The organism is Pseudomonas brassicacearum, from assembly GCF_000585995.1.
GTDB lineage: Bacteria > Pseudomonadota > Gammaproteobacteria > Pseudomonadales > Pseudomonadaceae > Aquipseudomonas > Aquipseudomonas brassicacearum_A.
In genome coordinates, this window is the sequence record NZ_CP007410.1 from 966,321 (window position 1) to 980,806 (window position 14,486).

Consider the following 14,486-nt stretch of genomic DNA (forward strand, 5'->3'; position numbering starts at 1 on the left):
CATAACCAAGTACCCGATGACCGTTCAGGGCGCGAAGGCCCTGGAAGAAGAACACGCCCACCTGACCAAGGTCGTTCGTCCGAAGCTCAGCCAGGACATCGGTACGGCCCGGGAGCTGGGAGACCTGAAGGAAAACGCCGAATACCATGCTGCTCGCGAGCAGCAGGGTATGGTCGAGGCGCGTATCCGTGACATCGAAGGCCGCATGCAGAATGCGGTCGTCATCGATGTCACGACGATTCCGCACACCGGCAAGGTGATCTTTGGTACCACCGTGGAAATCGCCAACGTCGAGACCGATGAAAGCGTCACTTACCAGATCGTTGGCGAGGACGAGGCAGACATCAAGCTCGGCAAGATTTCCGTCGGTTCGCCTATCGCTCGCGCCTTGATCGCCAAGGAAGAGGGGGATGTGGTGGTTGTGAAGACGCCGAGTGGCGTCATCGAGTATGAGATTGTCGAAGTCCGTCATATCTGAACGAAGGCGCCCGCTACGCGCTGGCGCCATGATTTGGCAGCTCACCCAGATGTTGTGGGTGGGCGGTCTTTGGTTGTTGCACATCGGTCTGCTGCCGGTGTTGGGTCGAGTCGGCCTGGCACCGCTGCTCATCGATGAAATCGCAGGCATGCTGACGGCGCTGCTGGTGGGGTTTTCCGCGGCATGTGTGGTGTTTCAGGCTTTGGTGCTGGTTCAGGCCGAGGGCCTTGCCAGTCTATGGCGTGACATGCGTGGGCAGTTGCTGCTCATGTCGATGTACGCGTGTGGGATGTTTTTTGCGGTGCGTCTCGGCTGGCCGGAAGCGAGCCAGTGGCAGGTGTTCAGTTACCTGGTGCTGGGTTTTTCCGGACTGGTGCTGGTGATGCAGCCGGTTCCCGGATGGGGTGGCAGGGTGCGCGAAGCACACCCTTGACCCTTTGGTGTCACTTGAAGCGGTGAACGTTCGACAGTTGCTTGTTGACGCTGAAATTCTTGCGATAAATCAGCGCCATCTTGCCGATGACCTGTACCAGGTCTGCCTTGCCGGTCTTGCACAGTTCAGCAACGGCAGCCAGGCGGGCTTCGCGGTCGAGGATGTTGAGCTTGATCTTGATCAGCTCGTGATCGCCCAATGCGCGTTCCAGTTCGGCGAGTACGCCTTCAGTCAAACCGTTGTCAGCCACAGTCAAAACCGGTTTCAGATGGTGGCCAATGGATTTGTATTGTTTCTTCTGCTCTTGAGTGAGCGGCATAATCTGACCCCTGCGTCTGATCTTGTAAAAAGCGGCGGCCAGTTTACCCGAGCGAGTCCGGGACCGCCCACTTAATCACGACCCGTTTTATTTTTAGAGGTGGCCCGTGGCCCGTTCCAAGACTAGCCAGAACTGGCTCAGAGAGCACTTCAACGATCCGTACGTCAAAATGGCGCAAAAAGACGGCTATCGTTCGCGTGCCAGCTATAAATTGCTGGAGATCCAGGAGAAGGATCGTCTGATCCGTCCAGGCATGACCGTGATTGACCTTGGCGCTGCGCCAGGTGGGTGGTCCCAGGTGACCAGTCGTCTGATCGGCGGCCAGGGACGGTTGATCGCCTCCGATATCCTGGAAATGGACAGCATCCCCGATGTGACCTTCATCCAGGGCGATTTCACCGAAGACGCCGTGCTGGCAAAAATTCTGGAGGCTGTCGGAAATACGCAGGTTGACCTTGTGATTTCCGATATGGCCCCCAATATGAGTGGATTAGCGGCTGTCGACATGCCTCGTGCGATGTTCCTCAGCGAGCTGGCCCTGGATCTTGCCGGGCGGGTTTTGCGACCAGGTGGCGATTTTTTGATCAAGGTCTTCCAGGGTGAGGGCTTCGATCAGTACCACAAAGGCATGCGCAAACTGTTCGATAAGGTGCAAATGCGCAAGCCATTGTCGTCGCGCGACCGCTCTCGCGAGCAGTATCTGCTGGCGCGGGGCTTTCGCGGGATTGAAGGCGCAGCTAGCGATGAGCGTCTTTAATACAGGGCGATAGTTTTTTTTGTCTCGCATTGCGAAAGTCGTGTAACGAAAATTACGCGGTCAAAGTTTCACAAAGGGTTACAGACGGCGCCTGCCAGAGTCGTAGGTAATGTAGTAAGTTAGGCCGGTGAATATCATGCGAAGCGCGCGCCAATAGCGGAGCTTGCTTCAGAGGGTAGTTAATTGAACGATATGGCAAAGAATCTGATCCTGTGGTTGATCATCGCCGCTGTCCTTGTGACCGTGATGAACAACTTCTCCAGCCCTAACGAGCCGCAGACCCTCAACTATTCCGACTTCATCCAGCAGGTCAAGGATGGCAAGGTCGAGCGCGTAGCCGTCGACGGCTATGTGATTACCGGCAAGCGCACCGATGGCGACAGCTTCAAGACCATTCGTCCGGCAATCCAGGACAATGGCCTGATCGGCGACCTGGTGGATAACCATGTCGTGGTCGAAGGCAAGCAGCCTGAGCAGCAAAGCATCTGGACCCAGCTCCTGGTCGCCAGCTTCCCGATCCTGGTGATCATCGCCGTGTTCATGTTCTTCATGCGGCAGATGCAGGGCGGCGGAGGAGGCAAGGGCGGGCCGATGAGCTTTGGCAAGAGCAAGGCCCGGCTGCTTTCCGAAGACCAGGTGAAAACCACCCTGGCCGACGTCGCGGGTTGCGACGAAGCCAAGGAAGAGGTCGGCGAGCTGGTCGAGTTCCTGCGTGATCCGGGCAAGTTTCAACGCCTGGGCGGCCGTATCCCGCGCGGCGTACTGATGGTGGGCCCACCAGGTACTGGTAAAACCTTGCTGGCCAAGGCGATCGCCGGTGAAGCCAAGGTGCCGTTCTTCACGATTTCCGGTTCCGACTTCGTCGAAATGTTCGTCGGCGTGGGTGCCAGCCGTGTTCGTGACATGTTCGAACAGGCCAAGAAGCACGCACCGTGCATCATTTTTATCGACGAAATCGACGCCGTGGGTCGCCATCGTGGCGCTGGCATGGGTGGCGGTCACGACGAGCGCGAACAGACCCTCAACCAGTTGCTGGTCGAGATGGACGGTTTCGAAATGAATGACGGCATCATCGTGATCGCTGCCACCAACCGTCCGGACGTGCTCGACCCTGCCTTGTTGCGTCCTGGTCGTTTCGACCGCCAGGTTGTGGTGGGGCTGCCGGACATTCGTGGTCGTGAGCAGATCCTCAAGGTCCACATGCGCAAAGTGCCAATGGGTGACGACGTCGCTCCGGCCGTGATTGCCCGTGGTACGCCGGGTTTTTCCGGTGCCGACCTGGCGAACCTGGTCAACGAAGCTTCGCTGTTTGCCGCTCGTACCGGCAAGCGCGTCGTGGAAATGAAGGAATTCGAACTGGCCAAGGACAAGATCATGATGGGCGCGGAGCGCAAATCCATGGTCATGTCGGAGAAAGAAAAGCAGAACACGGCGTACCACGAGGCGGGTCATGCGATCGTCGGTCGCGTGGTGCCTGAGCACGATCCTGTCTACAAGGTCTCGATCATCCCGCGTGGTCGTGCCTTGGGTGTGACCATGTTCTTGCCGGAAGAAGATCGCTACAGCCTGTCCAAGCGCGCGTTGATCAGCCAGATCTGCTCGCTGTATGGCGGCCGTATTGCCGAAGAAATGACGCTGGGCTTCGACGGTGTGACCACTGGCGCATCCAACGACATCATGCGTGCCAGCCAGATTGCCCGGAACATGGTCACCAAGTGGGGCCTGTCCGAGAAGCTGGGGCCGCTGATGTATGCCGAAGAAGAGGGAGAAGTGTTCCTGGGTCGTGGCGGCGGTGGCCAGCATGCAAGTTTCTCCGGTGAGACAGCCAAGCTGATCGACTCTGAAGTACGCAGCATCATCGACCAATGCTACGGCACTGCGCGGCAGATCCTCACGGACAACCGTGACAAGCTCGATGCCATGGCCGATGCCCTGATGAAGTACGAAACCATTGATGCCGAGCAGATCGACGACATCATGGCGGGCCGTGTGCCACGCGAACCTCGCGACTGGTCCGGCGGCACCGGTACCTCGGGTACGCCACCTGCGGTACAGGGCGAGCGCCCCGAAACACCGATCGGCGGTCCGGCTGCTGACGTTTAAGGCTTGAAATGACTTCTGTTCAGTCCTCAACCCGGTTGCCTTGCGGCAACCGGGTTCTTGATTTGTCCCATACGCATGTCATGGGCATTCTCAATGTCACGCCCGATTCCTTTTCCGATGGTGGCCGGTTCAGCCAGCTCGATGCTGCGCTGCGGCACGCCGAGGCGATGGTGGCGGCTGGTGCGACGCTGATCGATGTCGGCGGCGAATCGACCCGTCCGGGCGCGCGAGCGGTCTCGCCTACCGAAGAGCTGGAGCGTGTCGCGCCGATTGTCGAGCGCATACATCGCGAGCTCGATGTCATTATCTCGGTCGATACGTCCACGCCGGCGGTCATGCGTGAGACTGCGCGACTGGGCGCGGGGCTGATCAACGATGTACGATCCTTGCAGCGCGATGGCGCCCTGGATGCCGCGGCGGCCACTGGGTTGCCGGTTTGCCTGATGCATATGCTCGGCGAGCCCGGCACCATGCAGAATGACCCGCACTATCAGGACGTGACCAGGGAAGTCGGTGAGTTTCTGGCGGAGCGTTTAAACCAGTGCGTGGCGGTGGGCATTCCCGTCGAGCGGATCATTCTTGATCCTGGGTTTGGCTTTGCCAAGACGCTGGCTCACAATCTGAGCCTGTTCAAGCACATGGACGCCTTGCATGCCCTGGGGCGCCCCCTGTTGGTCGGGGTTTCGCGAAAGAGCATGATAGGTAATGCCTTGGGTCGTCCGGTGGGGGAGCGCCTGTATGGTGGCCTTGCGCTCGCTGCCTTGGCCATCGCAAAAGGTGCGCGCATATTGCGGGTGCATGATGTGGCCGAAACAATGGATGTTGTGCGGATGATCGCAGCAGTGGATTCAGCCGAATAAGAATGACGGAGCACTTATGAGCAAGAAATATTTTGGCACCGACGGTATCCGTGGTCGGGTCGGTGAATACCCCATTACCCCTGATTTCATGCTCAAGCTCGGCTGGGCGGCTGGTATGGCGTTCCGCAAAATGGGCGCCTGCAAGGTGCTGGTTGGCAAGGACACGCGCATTTCCGGTTATATGTTCGAATCGGCCCTGGAGGCTGGCCTGACTTCGGCGGGTGCCGATGTAATGCTGCTGGGGCCGATGCCGACACCTGCCATCGCGTACCTGACGCGTACGTTCCAGGCGCAGGCGGGTATCGTGATCAGTGCCTCGCACAACCCTCACGATGACAACGGCATCAAGTTCTTCTCCGGCCAGGGCACCAAGCTTCCGGATGAAATCGAACTGATGATCGAAGAGCTGCTGGACACACCGATGACTGTGGTTGAGTCGAGCAAGATCGGTAAAGTGTCGCGGATCAACGATGCGTCGGGTCGCTACATCGAGTTCTGCAAAGGCAGCGTGCCGACCGGTACCAGCTTTTCGGGGCTGAAAATCGTCGTCGATTGTGCCCATGGCGCAACCTATAAAGTCGCGCCGAGCGTATTTCGCGAGTTGGGAGCCGACGTGGTCGTGCTCTCCGCCCAGCCAAATGGGTTGAATATCAACCACAACTGCGGCTCCACCCATACCGAGGCGTTGCAGGCTGCGGTGCTGGCTGAGCACGCTGATCTGGGGATCGCTTTCGATGGCGACGGTGACCGGGTCCTGATGGTCGATCACACCGGTACGGTCGTCGACGGCGATGAGTTGCTATTTATCATCGCCCGCGATCTGCGCGCGCGCGGCAAGCTGCAGGGCGGAGTGGTCGGTACGCTGATGAGCAATCTCGGACTCGAGCTGGCCCTGACGGACTTGGACATTCCCTTCGTGCGGGCCAATGTGGGCGACCGCTATGTGATCTCGGAGCTGCTGGAGCGCAACTGGGTGATCGGTGGCGAGAACTCTGGTCATATCGTGTGCTTCGACCATACCACCACTGGTGACGCGATCATTGCTGCCCTGCAAGTACTGATGGCGCTCAAGGCGCGCAATGAGGGGCTTGCCCAGTCTCGCCAAGCGTTGCGCAAATGCCCGCAAGTGTTGATCAACGTGCGTTTCGGTGGCGGTGCGAATCCTATCGAGCATGCAACGGTCAAGCAGGCCAGCGAGCGTGTAACGCAAGCGATGGCCGGGCGTGGGCGTGTGCTGTTGCGCAAGTCCGGCACAGAGCCTTTGGTGCGCGTCATGGTCGAAGGTGAGGATGAAGCACAAGTTCGCGGTTACGCTGAAGAGCTGGCGAAACTGGTTACTGAAGTTTCTGCCTGAATTCGGCTTGCCAGTCATGAATCGGTTGGGTAACATCTGCGCCCACTTTGACCGACGAGGTACAGCATGCGTCGCCCTATGGTAGCTGGTAACTGGAAGATGCACGGTACCCGCGCCAGCGTCGCTGAGCTGATCAAAGGCCTTCGTCATCTGGCCTTGTCAAGCGGTGTTGATGTCGCGGTATTCCCGCCCTGCTTGTATATCAATCAAGTGATTGATGGCTTGAAGGGTAAGTCGATTTCGGTCGGCGCGCAGAACTCTGCGGTGGAATCCATGCAAGGCGCGTTGACCGGTGAGATTGCGCCGAGTCAATTGGTGGATGCAGGTTGCTCCCTGGTCCTGGTTGGACACTCCGAGCGTCGCCAGATCATGGGCGAGCAGGATAAAGCCCTGACTCGCAAATTTTCTGCGGCCCAGGCCTGTGGTCTGATCCCGGTGCTGTGTGTAGGGGAAACCCAGGAACAGCGCGAGGCCGGAAAGACTCTTGAAGTTGTCGGGCGTCAGCTGGGCGGCATCATCGAAGAGCTGGGTGTCGATGCTTTTGCAAAGGCAGTCATTGCTTACGAGCCGGTCTGGGCCATTGGCACCGGGCTGACTGCTTCGCCGCAACAAGCGCAGGATGTGCACGCCGCCATCCGCGCGCAATTGGCGGCAGAGAATTCTGAAGTGGCACGAGGTGTGCGGCTTCTATACGGCGGCAGCGTGAAGGCGGCCAATGCGGCCGAACTGTTCGGCATGCCGGATATCGATGGGGGGCTCATTGGTGGAGCGTCCCTGAATGCAGATGAGTTCGGTGCGATCTGTCGCGCCGCGGGAAACTGAAAAAATGCTGGAAACAGTCGTAGTCGTTTTTCATCTGCTGGGCGCGCTGGGTGTAGTTGCTCTCGTATTGCTGCAGCAGGGTAAAGGTGCGGATGCTGGTGCGTCTTTCGGTGCAGGTGCTTCAAATACTGTGTTCGGAAGCCAAGGTTCCTCTACCTTTCTTAGTAAGTTTACTGCTATACTTGCCGCCGGTTTCTTCATAACCAGCTTGGGGTTAGGTTACTTTGCTAAAGAGAAAGCTCATGAGCTGACTCAAGTAGGTTTGCCAAACCCAGCGGTGTTGGAAGCGCCAAAGCAACAACCGGCTTCTGATGATGTCCCGGTGCTTCAAGAGCAAAAGTCGGCCAACCCGGCGACTGACGTGCCTCCAGCTCAAGAGCAGAAGTAAGAAGGTTTCAAACGCTGTATTGCCGAGGTGGTGGAATTGGTAGACACGCAACCTTGAGGTGGTTGTGCCCATAGGGTGTAGGGGTTCGAGTCCCCTTCTCGGTACCAATTATCAGGAGAGCCCGCGATTGCGGGCTTTCTTGTAGGTGGAAGGGTTACATTGACCCTGTAAGGGATCGGTCGTATACTTCCGCCCCAGCTTTGTCGCGGGATGGAGCAGTCTGGTAGCTCGTCGGGCTCATAACCCGAAGGTCGTCGGTTCAAATCCGGCTCCCGCAACCAGTTTCAGGGGCCCCTTCCAAGGGGCTTTTTGTTAGCTGGACACTTTATAACGCCGCTGTTCGACGGCGTTTCAGGGATGGGCGATTCGCCCATTTTTTTTTATTTGCACAGCATGCACAAACATGCACGAGGGGGTTCAGGTGTCGAGCAAGCTAGAACAGTTGCAGGCCTTGTTGGCCCCGGTGGTCGTGGCCCTTGGCTATGAATGCTGGGGTATTGAGTTTTCGGCTCAAGGTCGCCACTCACTGTTGCGCGTTTATATCGATAAGGAAGGCGGCGTGTTGGTGGATGATTGCGCCATCGTCAGCCGTCAGATCAGCGGTGTATTGGATGTCGAAGATCCAATCACCTCCGAATACACCCTTGAAGTTTCCTCGCCTGGCATGGAACGCCCTCTGTTCACCCTTGAACAGTTCGCTTCGTTTGCCGGTGAACAAGTGAAAATCAAGCTGCGCTCGCCCTTCGAAGGCCGACGCAACTTTCAAGGCCTTCTGCGCGGTGTAGAAGAGCAGGACGTCGTGGTGCAGGTAGAAGACCATGAGTTCCTGTTGCCGATCGATATGATCGACAAGGCCAACATTATTCCCAGTTTTGACTGATACGTGCCAGATACTGCGGATCCCGCGGATCCAATGGCTTGCGAAAGGCGAGGCGTACGATGAGCAAAGAAGTACTGCTGGTTGTTGAGTCGGTATCCAATGAAAAGGGCGTACCGGCTAACGTTATTTTTGAAGCGCTGGAGTTGGCCCTGGCCACTGCCACTAAAAAGCGGTTTGAAGACGAAGTTGATTTGCGTGTGGAAATTAATCGCCACACAGGTGCCTATGAGACGTTCCGTCGCTGGACGGTAGTCGAGGAAGCCGACCTGGACGATCCGGCTATCGAAACCTGGCCGAGCAAGGTTGCAGAGACGCATCCTGGCGCCAAGGTCGGTGATGTCGTCGAAGAAAAAATCGAGTCCATCGAATTCGGTCGCATCGCTGCACAGACTGCCAAGCAGGTCATTGTGCAAAAAGTTCGCGAAGCCGAGCGTGCACAAGTCGTCGATGCCTATCGCGAGCGCCTGGGGGAAATCATCTCCGGCACCGTGAAAAAAGTCACCCGCGACAACGTGATCGTCGACCTGGGCAACAACGCCGAAGCGTTGCTGGCCCGTGAAGACATCATTTCTCGCGAAACTTTCCGGGTTGGCGTGCGCCTGCGTGCGCTGCTCAAGGAAATCCGCACCGAGAACCGCGGCCCGCAGCTGATCCTGTCGCGTACTGCGCCGGAAATGCTGATCGAGTTGTTCCGCATCGAAGTGCCGGAAATTGCTGAAGGCCTGATCGAAGTAATGGCTGCCTCCCGTGATCCGGGTTCGCGTGCCAAGATCGCGGTCCGCTCCAAGGACAAGCGCATCGACCCGCAAGGTGCCTGCATCGGCATGCGTGGTTCGCGTGTCCAGGCCGTATCCGGCGAGTTGGGCGGCGAGCGCGTGGATATCGTCCTGTGGGACGACAACCCGGCTCAGTTCGTGATCAATGCCATGTCGCCAGCTGAAGTGGCGGCAATTATCGTTGACGAAGATGCCCATGCAATGGACATCGCCGTTGGCGCAGACAATCTCGCTCAGGCCATCGGTCGCGGTGGTCAGAACGTGCGTCTGGCCAGCCAGTTGACCGGCTGGACCCTGAACGTGATGACCGAATCGGACATCCAGGCTAAGCAGCAAGCTGAAACCGGCGACATCCTGCGCAACTTCATCGACGAGCTGGAAGTCGACGAAGAGCTCGCACAGGTGCTGGTGGATGAAGGCTTTACCAGCCTGGAAGAGATTGCCTACGTACCGGTGGAAGAGATGCTCAACATCGACGGCTTTGACGAGGAAATCGTCAACGAGCTTCGCGCTCGGGCCAAGGATCGTTTGTTGACCAAAGCTATCGCTACTGAGGAAAAGCTGGCAGACGCCCATCCGGCCGAAGACCTGCTCTCGCTTGAGGGCATGGACAAGGATTTGGCGATGGAACTGGCGGTGCGCGGCGTAATTACCCGCGAAGACCTGGCCGAGCAGTCTATTGACGATCTGCTCGACATCGACGGCATTGACGATGATCGTGCCGGCAAGTTGATCATGGCCGCCCGAGCCCACTGGTTCGAGTAATTAGGCGCGGCCTGAGGAGAGAAGTGCATGACGCAAGTCACGGTGAAACAACTGGCCGATGAGGTCAAAACACCGGTAGAGCGCCTGTTGCAGCAGATGCGTGAGGCAGGTCTGCCGCACACCGCCGCCGAGGAACATGTGACCGACAGTGAGAAGCAGTCCCTGCTGACTCACTTGAAGAGCAGTCACAAGGCGAAAGTGGAAGAACCGCGCAAGATCACTCTGCAGCGTAAAACCACCAGCACCCTGCGTGTTGCCGGTAGCAAAAGCATCAGCGTTGAAGTACGCAAGAAGAAAGTCTTCGTACAGCGCAGCCCGGAAGAAATCGAAGCCGAGCGCAAACGCGAACTGGAAGAACGTCGCGCAGTAGAAAATGCTGCCCGTCAGAAGGCTGAAGAAGAAGCCAAGCGTCGCGCCGAAGAAGAAGCGCGTCGCCAGCCTGCTGCTGCGCAATCCGCTCCGGTCGAAGCCGTTGCGGCACCTGCCGCAGTTGCCGAGCCTGTGCGTGAAAGCGCACCGGTCGTGCCGGCAGCGCCTGCATCTGCACCTGCGGCTGATACTCGCAAGCGCGATGAACAGCGTCGTCCGGACAAACCGCGTGCCGACGACAACCGTCGTGGCAGTGGCGATGGCGAGCGCAAAAACGCTCCTCATCGTGCCTCGGTCAAGGAAAAGGCGCCGGCACCACGTGTTGCGCCACGTACCACCGACGAAGAAAGCGATGGCTTCCGTCGCGGCGGTCGCGGCAAGGCCAAGCTGAAGAAACGCAACGCCCACGGTTTCCAGAGCCCTACCGGCCCTGTCGTGCGTGAAGTGAAGATCGGCGAGACCATCACTGTGGGCGATCTGGCCCAGCAGATGTCGGTCAAGGCTGCTGAAATCATCAAGTTCATGTTCAAGCTGGGCACGCCGGCCACCATCAACCAGGTACTGGATCAGGAAACTGCCCAACTGGTTGCCGAAGAGCTGGGCCACAAAGTGACCCTGGTCAGCGACACGGCCCTGGAAGATTCCCTGGCCGAGTCCCTGAAGTTTGAAGGTGAGGCGGTTTCCCGTGCGCCGGTCGTGACCGTAATGGGCCACGTTGACCACGGTAAAACTTCCCTGCTCGACTATATCCGTCGTGCGAAGGTTGCGGCAGGTGAGGCTGGCGGTATTACCCAGCACATCGGCGCCTACCACGTTGAAACCGACCGGGGCATGGTGACGTTCCTCGACACCCCGGGTCACGCCGCGTTTACCGCGATGCGTGCCCGTGGTGCCAAGGCGACCGACATTGTGATCCTGGTGGTGGCGGCGGACGACGGCGTGATGCCACAAACCATCGAAGCGGTCCAGCATGCCAAGGCAGCTGGCGTACCTCTGGTGGTTGCGGTGAACAAGATCGACAAGCCGGGTGCCGACCTCGATCGCATCCGTAGCGAATTGTCGGTGCACGGTGTGACTTCCGAAGAGTGGGGTGGCGACACTCCATTCGTACCGGTCTCCGCGAAGATGGGTACCGGCGTCGACGAACTGCTCGAAGCTGTTCTGTTGCAAGCCGAGGTTCTGGAACTGACCGCTACACCTTCGGCTCCTGGCCGTGGTGTGGTCGTTGAATCCCGTCTCGACAAGGGCCGTGGCCCGGTTGCGACCGTCCTGGTTCAAGACGGTACCCTGCGCCAAGGCGACATGGTGCTGGTCGGTTCGAACTATGGCCGTGTGCGCGCCATGCTCGACGAGAACGGCAAGTCCATCAAGGAAGCGGGTCCCGCGATTCCGGTCGAGATCCTCGGCCTGGATGGCACTCCGGATGCTGGCGACGAGATGAGCGTTGTGGCTGACGAGAAGAAAGCCCGTGAAGTGGCTCTGTTCCGTCAAGGCAAGTTCCGCGAAGTCAAACTGGCTCGCGCTCACGCCGGCAAGCTGGAAAACATCTTCGAGAACATGGGGCAGGAAGAGAAGAAGACGCTCAACATCGTCCTCAAATCCGACGTCCGTGGTTCGCTGGAAGCGTTGAACGGCGCCTTGAACGGCCTGGGTAACGACGAAGTGCAAGTGCGCGTGGTCGGTGGCGGTGTCGGTGGTATCACCGAATCCGACGCCAACCTGGCACTGGCCTCCAACGCTGTACTGTTCGGCTTCAACGTGCGTGCCGATGCCGGCGCTCGCAAGATCGTCGAGCAGGAAGGCCTGGATATGCGTTACTACAACGTGATCTACGACATCATCGAAGACGTCAAGAAAGCCCTGACCGGTATGCTGGGCAGCGATGTTCGCGAGAACATCCTGGGTACCGCCGAAGTGCGTGACGTGTTCCGTTCGCCGAAGTTTGGCGCGATCGCCGGTTGCATGGTGATCGAAGGCGTTGTTCACCGTAACCGTCCAATCCGTGTACTGCGTGAAGACATCGTTATCTTCGAAGGCGAGCTGGAATCCCTGCGCCGCTTCAAGGATGACGCTTCGGAAGTACGTGCCGGCATGGAATGCGGTATTGGCGTCAAGAGCTACAACGACGTCAAGGTCGGCGACAAGATCGAAGTCTTCGAGAAGGTCCAGGTTGCTCGCAGCCTCTGACTCGCGCACTTCAAGAGCCACACCGGGCAGCCGCATGAACATGCGCTGCCTGGCTGGCGGACTCTAAACGCAACGCCCGGTCTGGCTTTTGTCAGGCCGGGCGTTTGCCGCTTTCAGACCTCACGGGTTTGACCGTGGGGCAGTAACAGGTAACAAGACATGGCAAAAGAATATAGCCGTACCCAACGAATCGGTGATCAGATGCAGCGCGAGCTGGCCCAACTGATCCGCCGCGAAGTCAAAGACCCGCGCGTCGGTCTGGTCACCATCACCGCAGTGGAAGTCAGCCGTGACGTCGGTCATGCGAAGATTTTCATCACCGTGATGGGCCAGGACAGCGCCGAAGAAATCGCCCAAAGCATCAAGGTGCTCAACTCCGCTGCCGGTTTCCTGCGCATGCAGTTGGCCCGGGAGATGAAGTTGCGCAGCGTCCCACAGTTGCACTTCCACTACGACGAAAGCGTCGTGCGGGGTGCGCACCTGTCGGCGTTGATCGAACGCGCCGTGGCTGAAGACAGTCAGCACCCGGTTGCGGCTGAACCTGAAGACACCAAGGAGTAATTCGGTGGCTCAGGTCAAACGTATCCGTCGTAACGTCAGCGGCATCATCCTGCTCGACAAACCGCTGGGGTTCACCTCCAACGCGGCGTTGCAGAAGGTCCGCTGGCTGCTCAACGCCGAGAAAGCCGGGCACACCGGTAGCCTCGATCCGCTGGCTACTGGCGTATTACCGCTGTGCTTCGGCGAAGCGACCAAGTTCTCTCAATACCTGCTCGACTCCGACAAGGGGTATGAAACCCTGGCGCAACTGGGCAAGACCACCACCACGGCGGACGCCGAAGGTGAGGTTCTGCTGGAGCGCCCGGTGACCGTTGGTCAGGCGGATGTCGAGGCCGTATTGCCGCATTTTCGCGGGCAAATCAGTCAGATACCGCCGATGTACTCCGCCCTCAAGCGTGATGGCCAGCCGTTGTACAAGCTGGCCCGTGCAGGCGAAGTAGTGGAGCGTGAACCGCGTTCTGTTACTATTGCGCGCTTGGAATTGCTGGCCTTTGACGGTAATACTGCACGGCTCGCCGTGGATTGCAGCAAAGGCACCTATATCCGCACCCTGGTGGAGGATATCGGTGAGCAGCTCGGCTGTGGCGCGTACGTGGCAGAATTGCGACGGACCCAGGCCGGGCCTTTCACGTTGGCCCAGACGGTCACGCTGGAAGAGCTCGAAGCGGTGCATGCCGAAGGCGGCAACGAAGCGGTCGACCGTTTCCTGATGCCATCGGACAGCGGGTTGCTGGATTGGCCGCTGTTGCAGTTCTCGGAACACAGCGCGTTCTACTGGCTAAACGGCCAGCCGGTACGTGCCCCGGATGCACCGAAGTTCGGCATGGTTCGGGTACAGGATCACAACGGTCGCTTCATCGGCATCGGTGAAGTGAGCGAAGACGGGCGCGTTGCGCCGCGTCGACTGATTCGGTCGGAATGACCGGAACCAGCCTGCGTAACAGCAGGCTGGCGAGTGTGGCTGTTAACAGGCACGGTCACTACTCATTTATAGATACAGGGATTTGTCCCTGGCCTGTTGAAACCGCCCCTGGGTGGTTTCCTGATAAAAGGATTGCCTCATGGCTCTCGACGTTCAAGAAAAAGCACAAATCGTAGCTGACTACCAGCAAGCTGTTGGTGACACTGGTTCGCCAGAAGTGCAAGTTGCACTGCTGACCCACAACATCAACAAGCTGCAAGGTCACTTCAAGGCCAACGGTAAAGATCACCACTCCCGTCGTGGTCTGATCCGCATGGTAAACCAGCGCCGTAAGCTGCTGGACTACCTGAAAGGCAAGGATCTGGGTCGTTATCAGGCTCTGATCGGTCGCCTGGGTCTGCGTCGCTAATCAGCGATTGCGCTAGAGGTTGGTTGTTTGCCGTGTGCCGGTGGGGTTCCCGCTGGCCATGGCAGGCTTCCAGCCTCAAGTTTTATCTGGATACACGTTTTAC

The 14,486-nt window shown here is 58.5% G+C and carries 15 protein-coding genes and 2 tRNA genes; 16 read left to right on the top strand and 1 reads right to left on the bottom strand.

Annotation, left to right across the window (positions count from 1 at the left end; genetic code table 11):
- The first annotated feature begins 1 nt into the window (after position 1).
- Entirely contained in the window at positions 2-478 is a 477-nt protein-coding gene (gene greA / locus CD58_RS03995; RefSeq protein WP_025211783.1) for a transcription elongation factor GreA, read from the top strand.
- A gap of 28 nt (positions 479-506) precedes the next feature.
- Positions 507-911: a hypothetical protein gene (locus CD58_RS04000; protein WP_025211784.1), complete on the top strand. Its 405-nt coding sequence runs from the start codon at positions 507-509 to the stop codon at positions 909-911.
- Positions 912-921: 10 nt separating this feature from the next.
- Here the strand turns inward: CD58_RS04000 and CD58_RS04005 are convergent, their stop codons facing one another.
- A complete protein-coding gene (locus CD58_RS04005) occupies positions 922-1,230 on the bottom strand; it encodes a YhbY family RNA-binding protein (RefSeq protein ID WP_003177852.1) in 309 nt (102 codons plus the stop codon).
- Between the two features lie 106 nt (positions 1,231-1,336).
- Here CD58_RS04005 and rlmE point away from each other — a divergent pair, with 106 nt between their 5' ends.
- The 14 genes from rlmE (at position 1,337) to rpsO (ending at position 14,383) form a co-directional block, all read left to right on the top strand.
- Positions 1,337-1,987 carry a 23S rRNA (uridine(2552)-2'-O)-methyltransferase RlmE gene (gene rlmE, locus CD58_RS04010; RefSeq protein ID WP_025211785.1) on the top strand — a complete coding sequence of 217 codons (651 nt, stop codon included), beginning with the start codon at positions 1,337-1,339 and terminating at the stop codon, positions 1,985-1,987.
- A gap of 192 nt (positions 1,988-2,179) precedes the next feature.
- Positions 2,180-4,090 carry an ATP-dependent zinc metalloprotease FtsH gene (ftsH, locus tag CD58_RS04015; RefSeq protein ID WP_013692252.1) on the top strand — a complete coding sequence of 637 codons (1,911 nt, stop codon included), beginning with the start codon at positions 2,180-2,182 and terminating at the stop codon, positions 4,088-4,090.
- 8 nt (positions 4,091-4,098) lie between these two features.
- Positions 4,099-4,950 (top strand): dihydropteroate synthase, encoded by an 852-nt coding sequence (folP, locus tag CD58_RS04020; RefSeq protein ID WP_025211786.1) that lies wholly within the window; start codon positions 4,099-4,101, stop codon positions 4,948-4,950.
- A 16-nt stretch (positions 4,951-4,966) separates the two neighbouring features.
- The gene (gene glmM / locus CD58_RS04025) at positions 4,967-6,304 is read left to right on the top strand and encodes a phosphoglucosamine mutase (RefSeq protein ID WP_025211787.1); all 1,338 of its coding nucleotides are present in this window, start codon (positions 4,967-4,969) and stop codon (positions 6,302-6,304) included.
- 66 nt (positions 6,305-6,370) lie between these two features.
- On the top strand, positions 6,371-7,126 hold the full coding sequence (gene tpiA / locus CD58_RS04030; protein ID WP_025211788.1) for a triose-phosphate isomerase: 756 nt from the start codon (positions 6,371-6,373) through the stop codon (positions 7,124-7,126).
- 4 nt (positions 7,127-7,130) lie between these two features.
- Entirely contained in the window at positions 7,131-7,514 is a 384-nt protein-coding gene (gene secG / locus CD58_RS04035; RefSeq protein ID WP_025211789.1) for a preprotein translocase subunit SecG, read from the top strand.
- 21 nt (positions 7,515-7,535) lie between these two features.
- Positions 7,536-7,621: transfer RNA gene (locus CD58_RS04040), tRNA-Leu, on the top strand.
- A 97-nt stretch (positions 7,622-7,718) separates the two neighbouring features.
- Positions 7,719-7,795: transfer RNA gene (locus CD58_RS04045), tRNA-Met, on the top strand.
- Positions 7,796-7,935: 140 nt separating this feature from the next.
- On the top strand, positions 7,936-8,394 hold the full coding sequence (gene rimP / locus CD58_RS04050; protein WP_025211790.1) for a ribosome maturation factor RimP: 459 nt from the start codon (positions 7,936-7,938) through the stop codon (positions 8,392-8,394).
- Positions 8,395-8,453: 59 nt separating this feature from the next.
- Positions 8,454-9,935 (top strand): transcription termination factor NusA, encoded by a 1,482-nt coding sequence (nusA, locus tag CD58_RS04055; protein ID WP_003197716.1) that lies wholly within the window; start codon positions 8,454-8,456, stop codon positions 9,933-9,935.
- A 27-nt stretch (positions 9,936-9,962) separates the two neighbouring features.
- Positions 9,963-12,491, top strand: a complete 2,529-nt coding sequence (infB, locus tag CD58_RS04060) for a translation initiation factor IF-2 (RefSeq protein WP_025211791.1) — start codon at positions 9,963-9,965, stop codon at positions 12,489-12,491.
- 159 nt (positions 12,492-12,650) lie between these two features.
- Entirely contained in the window at positions 12,651-13,052 is a 402-nt protein-coding gene (gene rbfA / locus CD58_RS04065; protein WP_003177871.1) for a 30S ribosome-binding factor RbfA, read from the top strand.
- A gap of 4 nt (positions 13,053-13,056) precedes the next feature.
- A complete protein-coding gene (gene truB, locus CD58_RS04070) occupies positions 13,057-13,974 on the top strand; it encodes a tRNA pseudouridine(55) synthase TruB (protein ID WP_025211792.1) in 918 nt (305 codons plus the stop codon).
- Between the two features lie 139 nt (positions 13,975-14,113).
- Positions 14,114-14,383 (top strand): 30S ribosomal protein S15, encoded by a 270-nt coding sequence (gene rpsO / locus CD58_RS04075; RefSeq protein ID WP_003176135.1) that lies wholly within the window; start codon positions 14,114-14,116, stop codon positions 14,381-14,383.
- The last annotated feature ends 103 nt before the right edge of the window (positions 14,384-14,486 follow it).

Coding starts and splice junctions, on each gene's coding strand:
- CD58_RS04000 (WP_025211784.1), top strand. CDS start 507: ATGATTTGGCAGCTCACCCAGATGTTGTGGGTGGGCGGTCTTTGGTTG.
- rbfA (WP_003177871.1), top strand. CDS start 12,651: ATGGCAAAAGAATATAGCCGTACCCAACGAATCGGTGATCAGATGCAG.
- rpsO (WP_003176135.1), top strand. CDS start 14,114: ATGGCTCTCGACGTTCAAGAAAAAGCACAAATCGTAGCTGACTACCAG.
- tpiA (WP_025211788.1), top strand. CDS start 6,371: ATGCGTCGCCCTATGGTAGCTGGTAACTGGAAGATGCACGGTACCCGC.
- CD58_RS04005 (WP_003177852.1), bottom strand. CDS start 1,230: ATGCCGCTCACTCAAGAGCAGAAGAAACAATACAAATCCATTGGCCAC.
- folP (WP_025211786.1), top strand. CDS start 4,099: ATGACTTCTGTTCAGTCCTCAACCCGGTTGCCTTGCGGCAACCGGGTT.
- glmM (WP_025211787.1), top strand. CDS start 4,967: ATGAGCAAGAAATATTTTGGCACCGACGGTATCCGTGGTCGGGTCGGT.
- infB (WP_025211791.1), top strand. CDS start 9,963: ATGACGCAAGTCACGGTGAAACAACTGGCCGATGAGGTCAAAACACCG.
- secG (WP_025211789.1), top strand. CDS start 7,131: ATGCTGGAAACAGTCGTAGTCGTTTTTCATCTGCTGGGCGCGCTGGGT.
- ftsH (WP_013692252.1), top strand. CDS start 2,180: ATGGCAAAGAATCTGATCCTGTGGTTGATCATCGCCGCTGTCCTTGTG.
- nusA (WP_003197716.1), top strand. CDS start 8,454: ATGAGCAAAGAAGTACTGCTGGTTGTTGAGTCGGTATCCAATGAAAAG.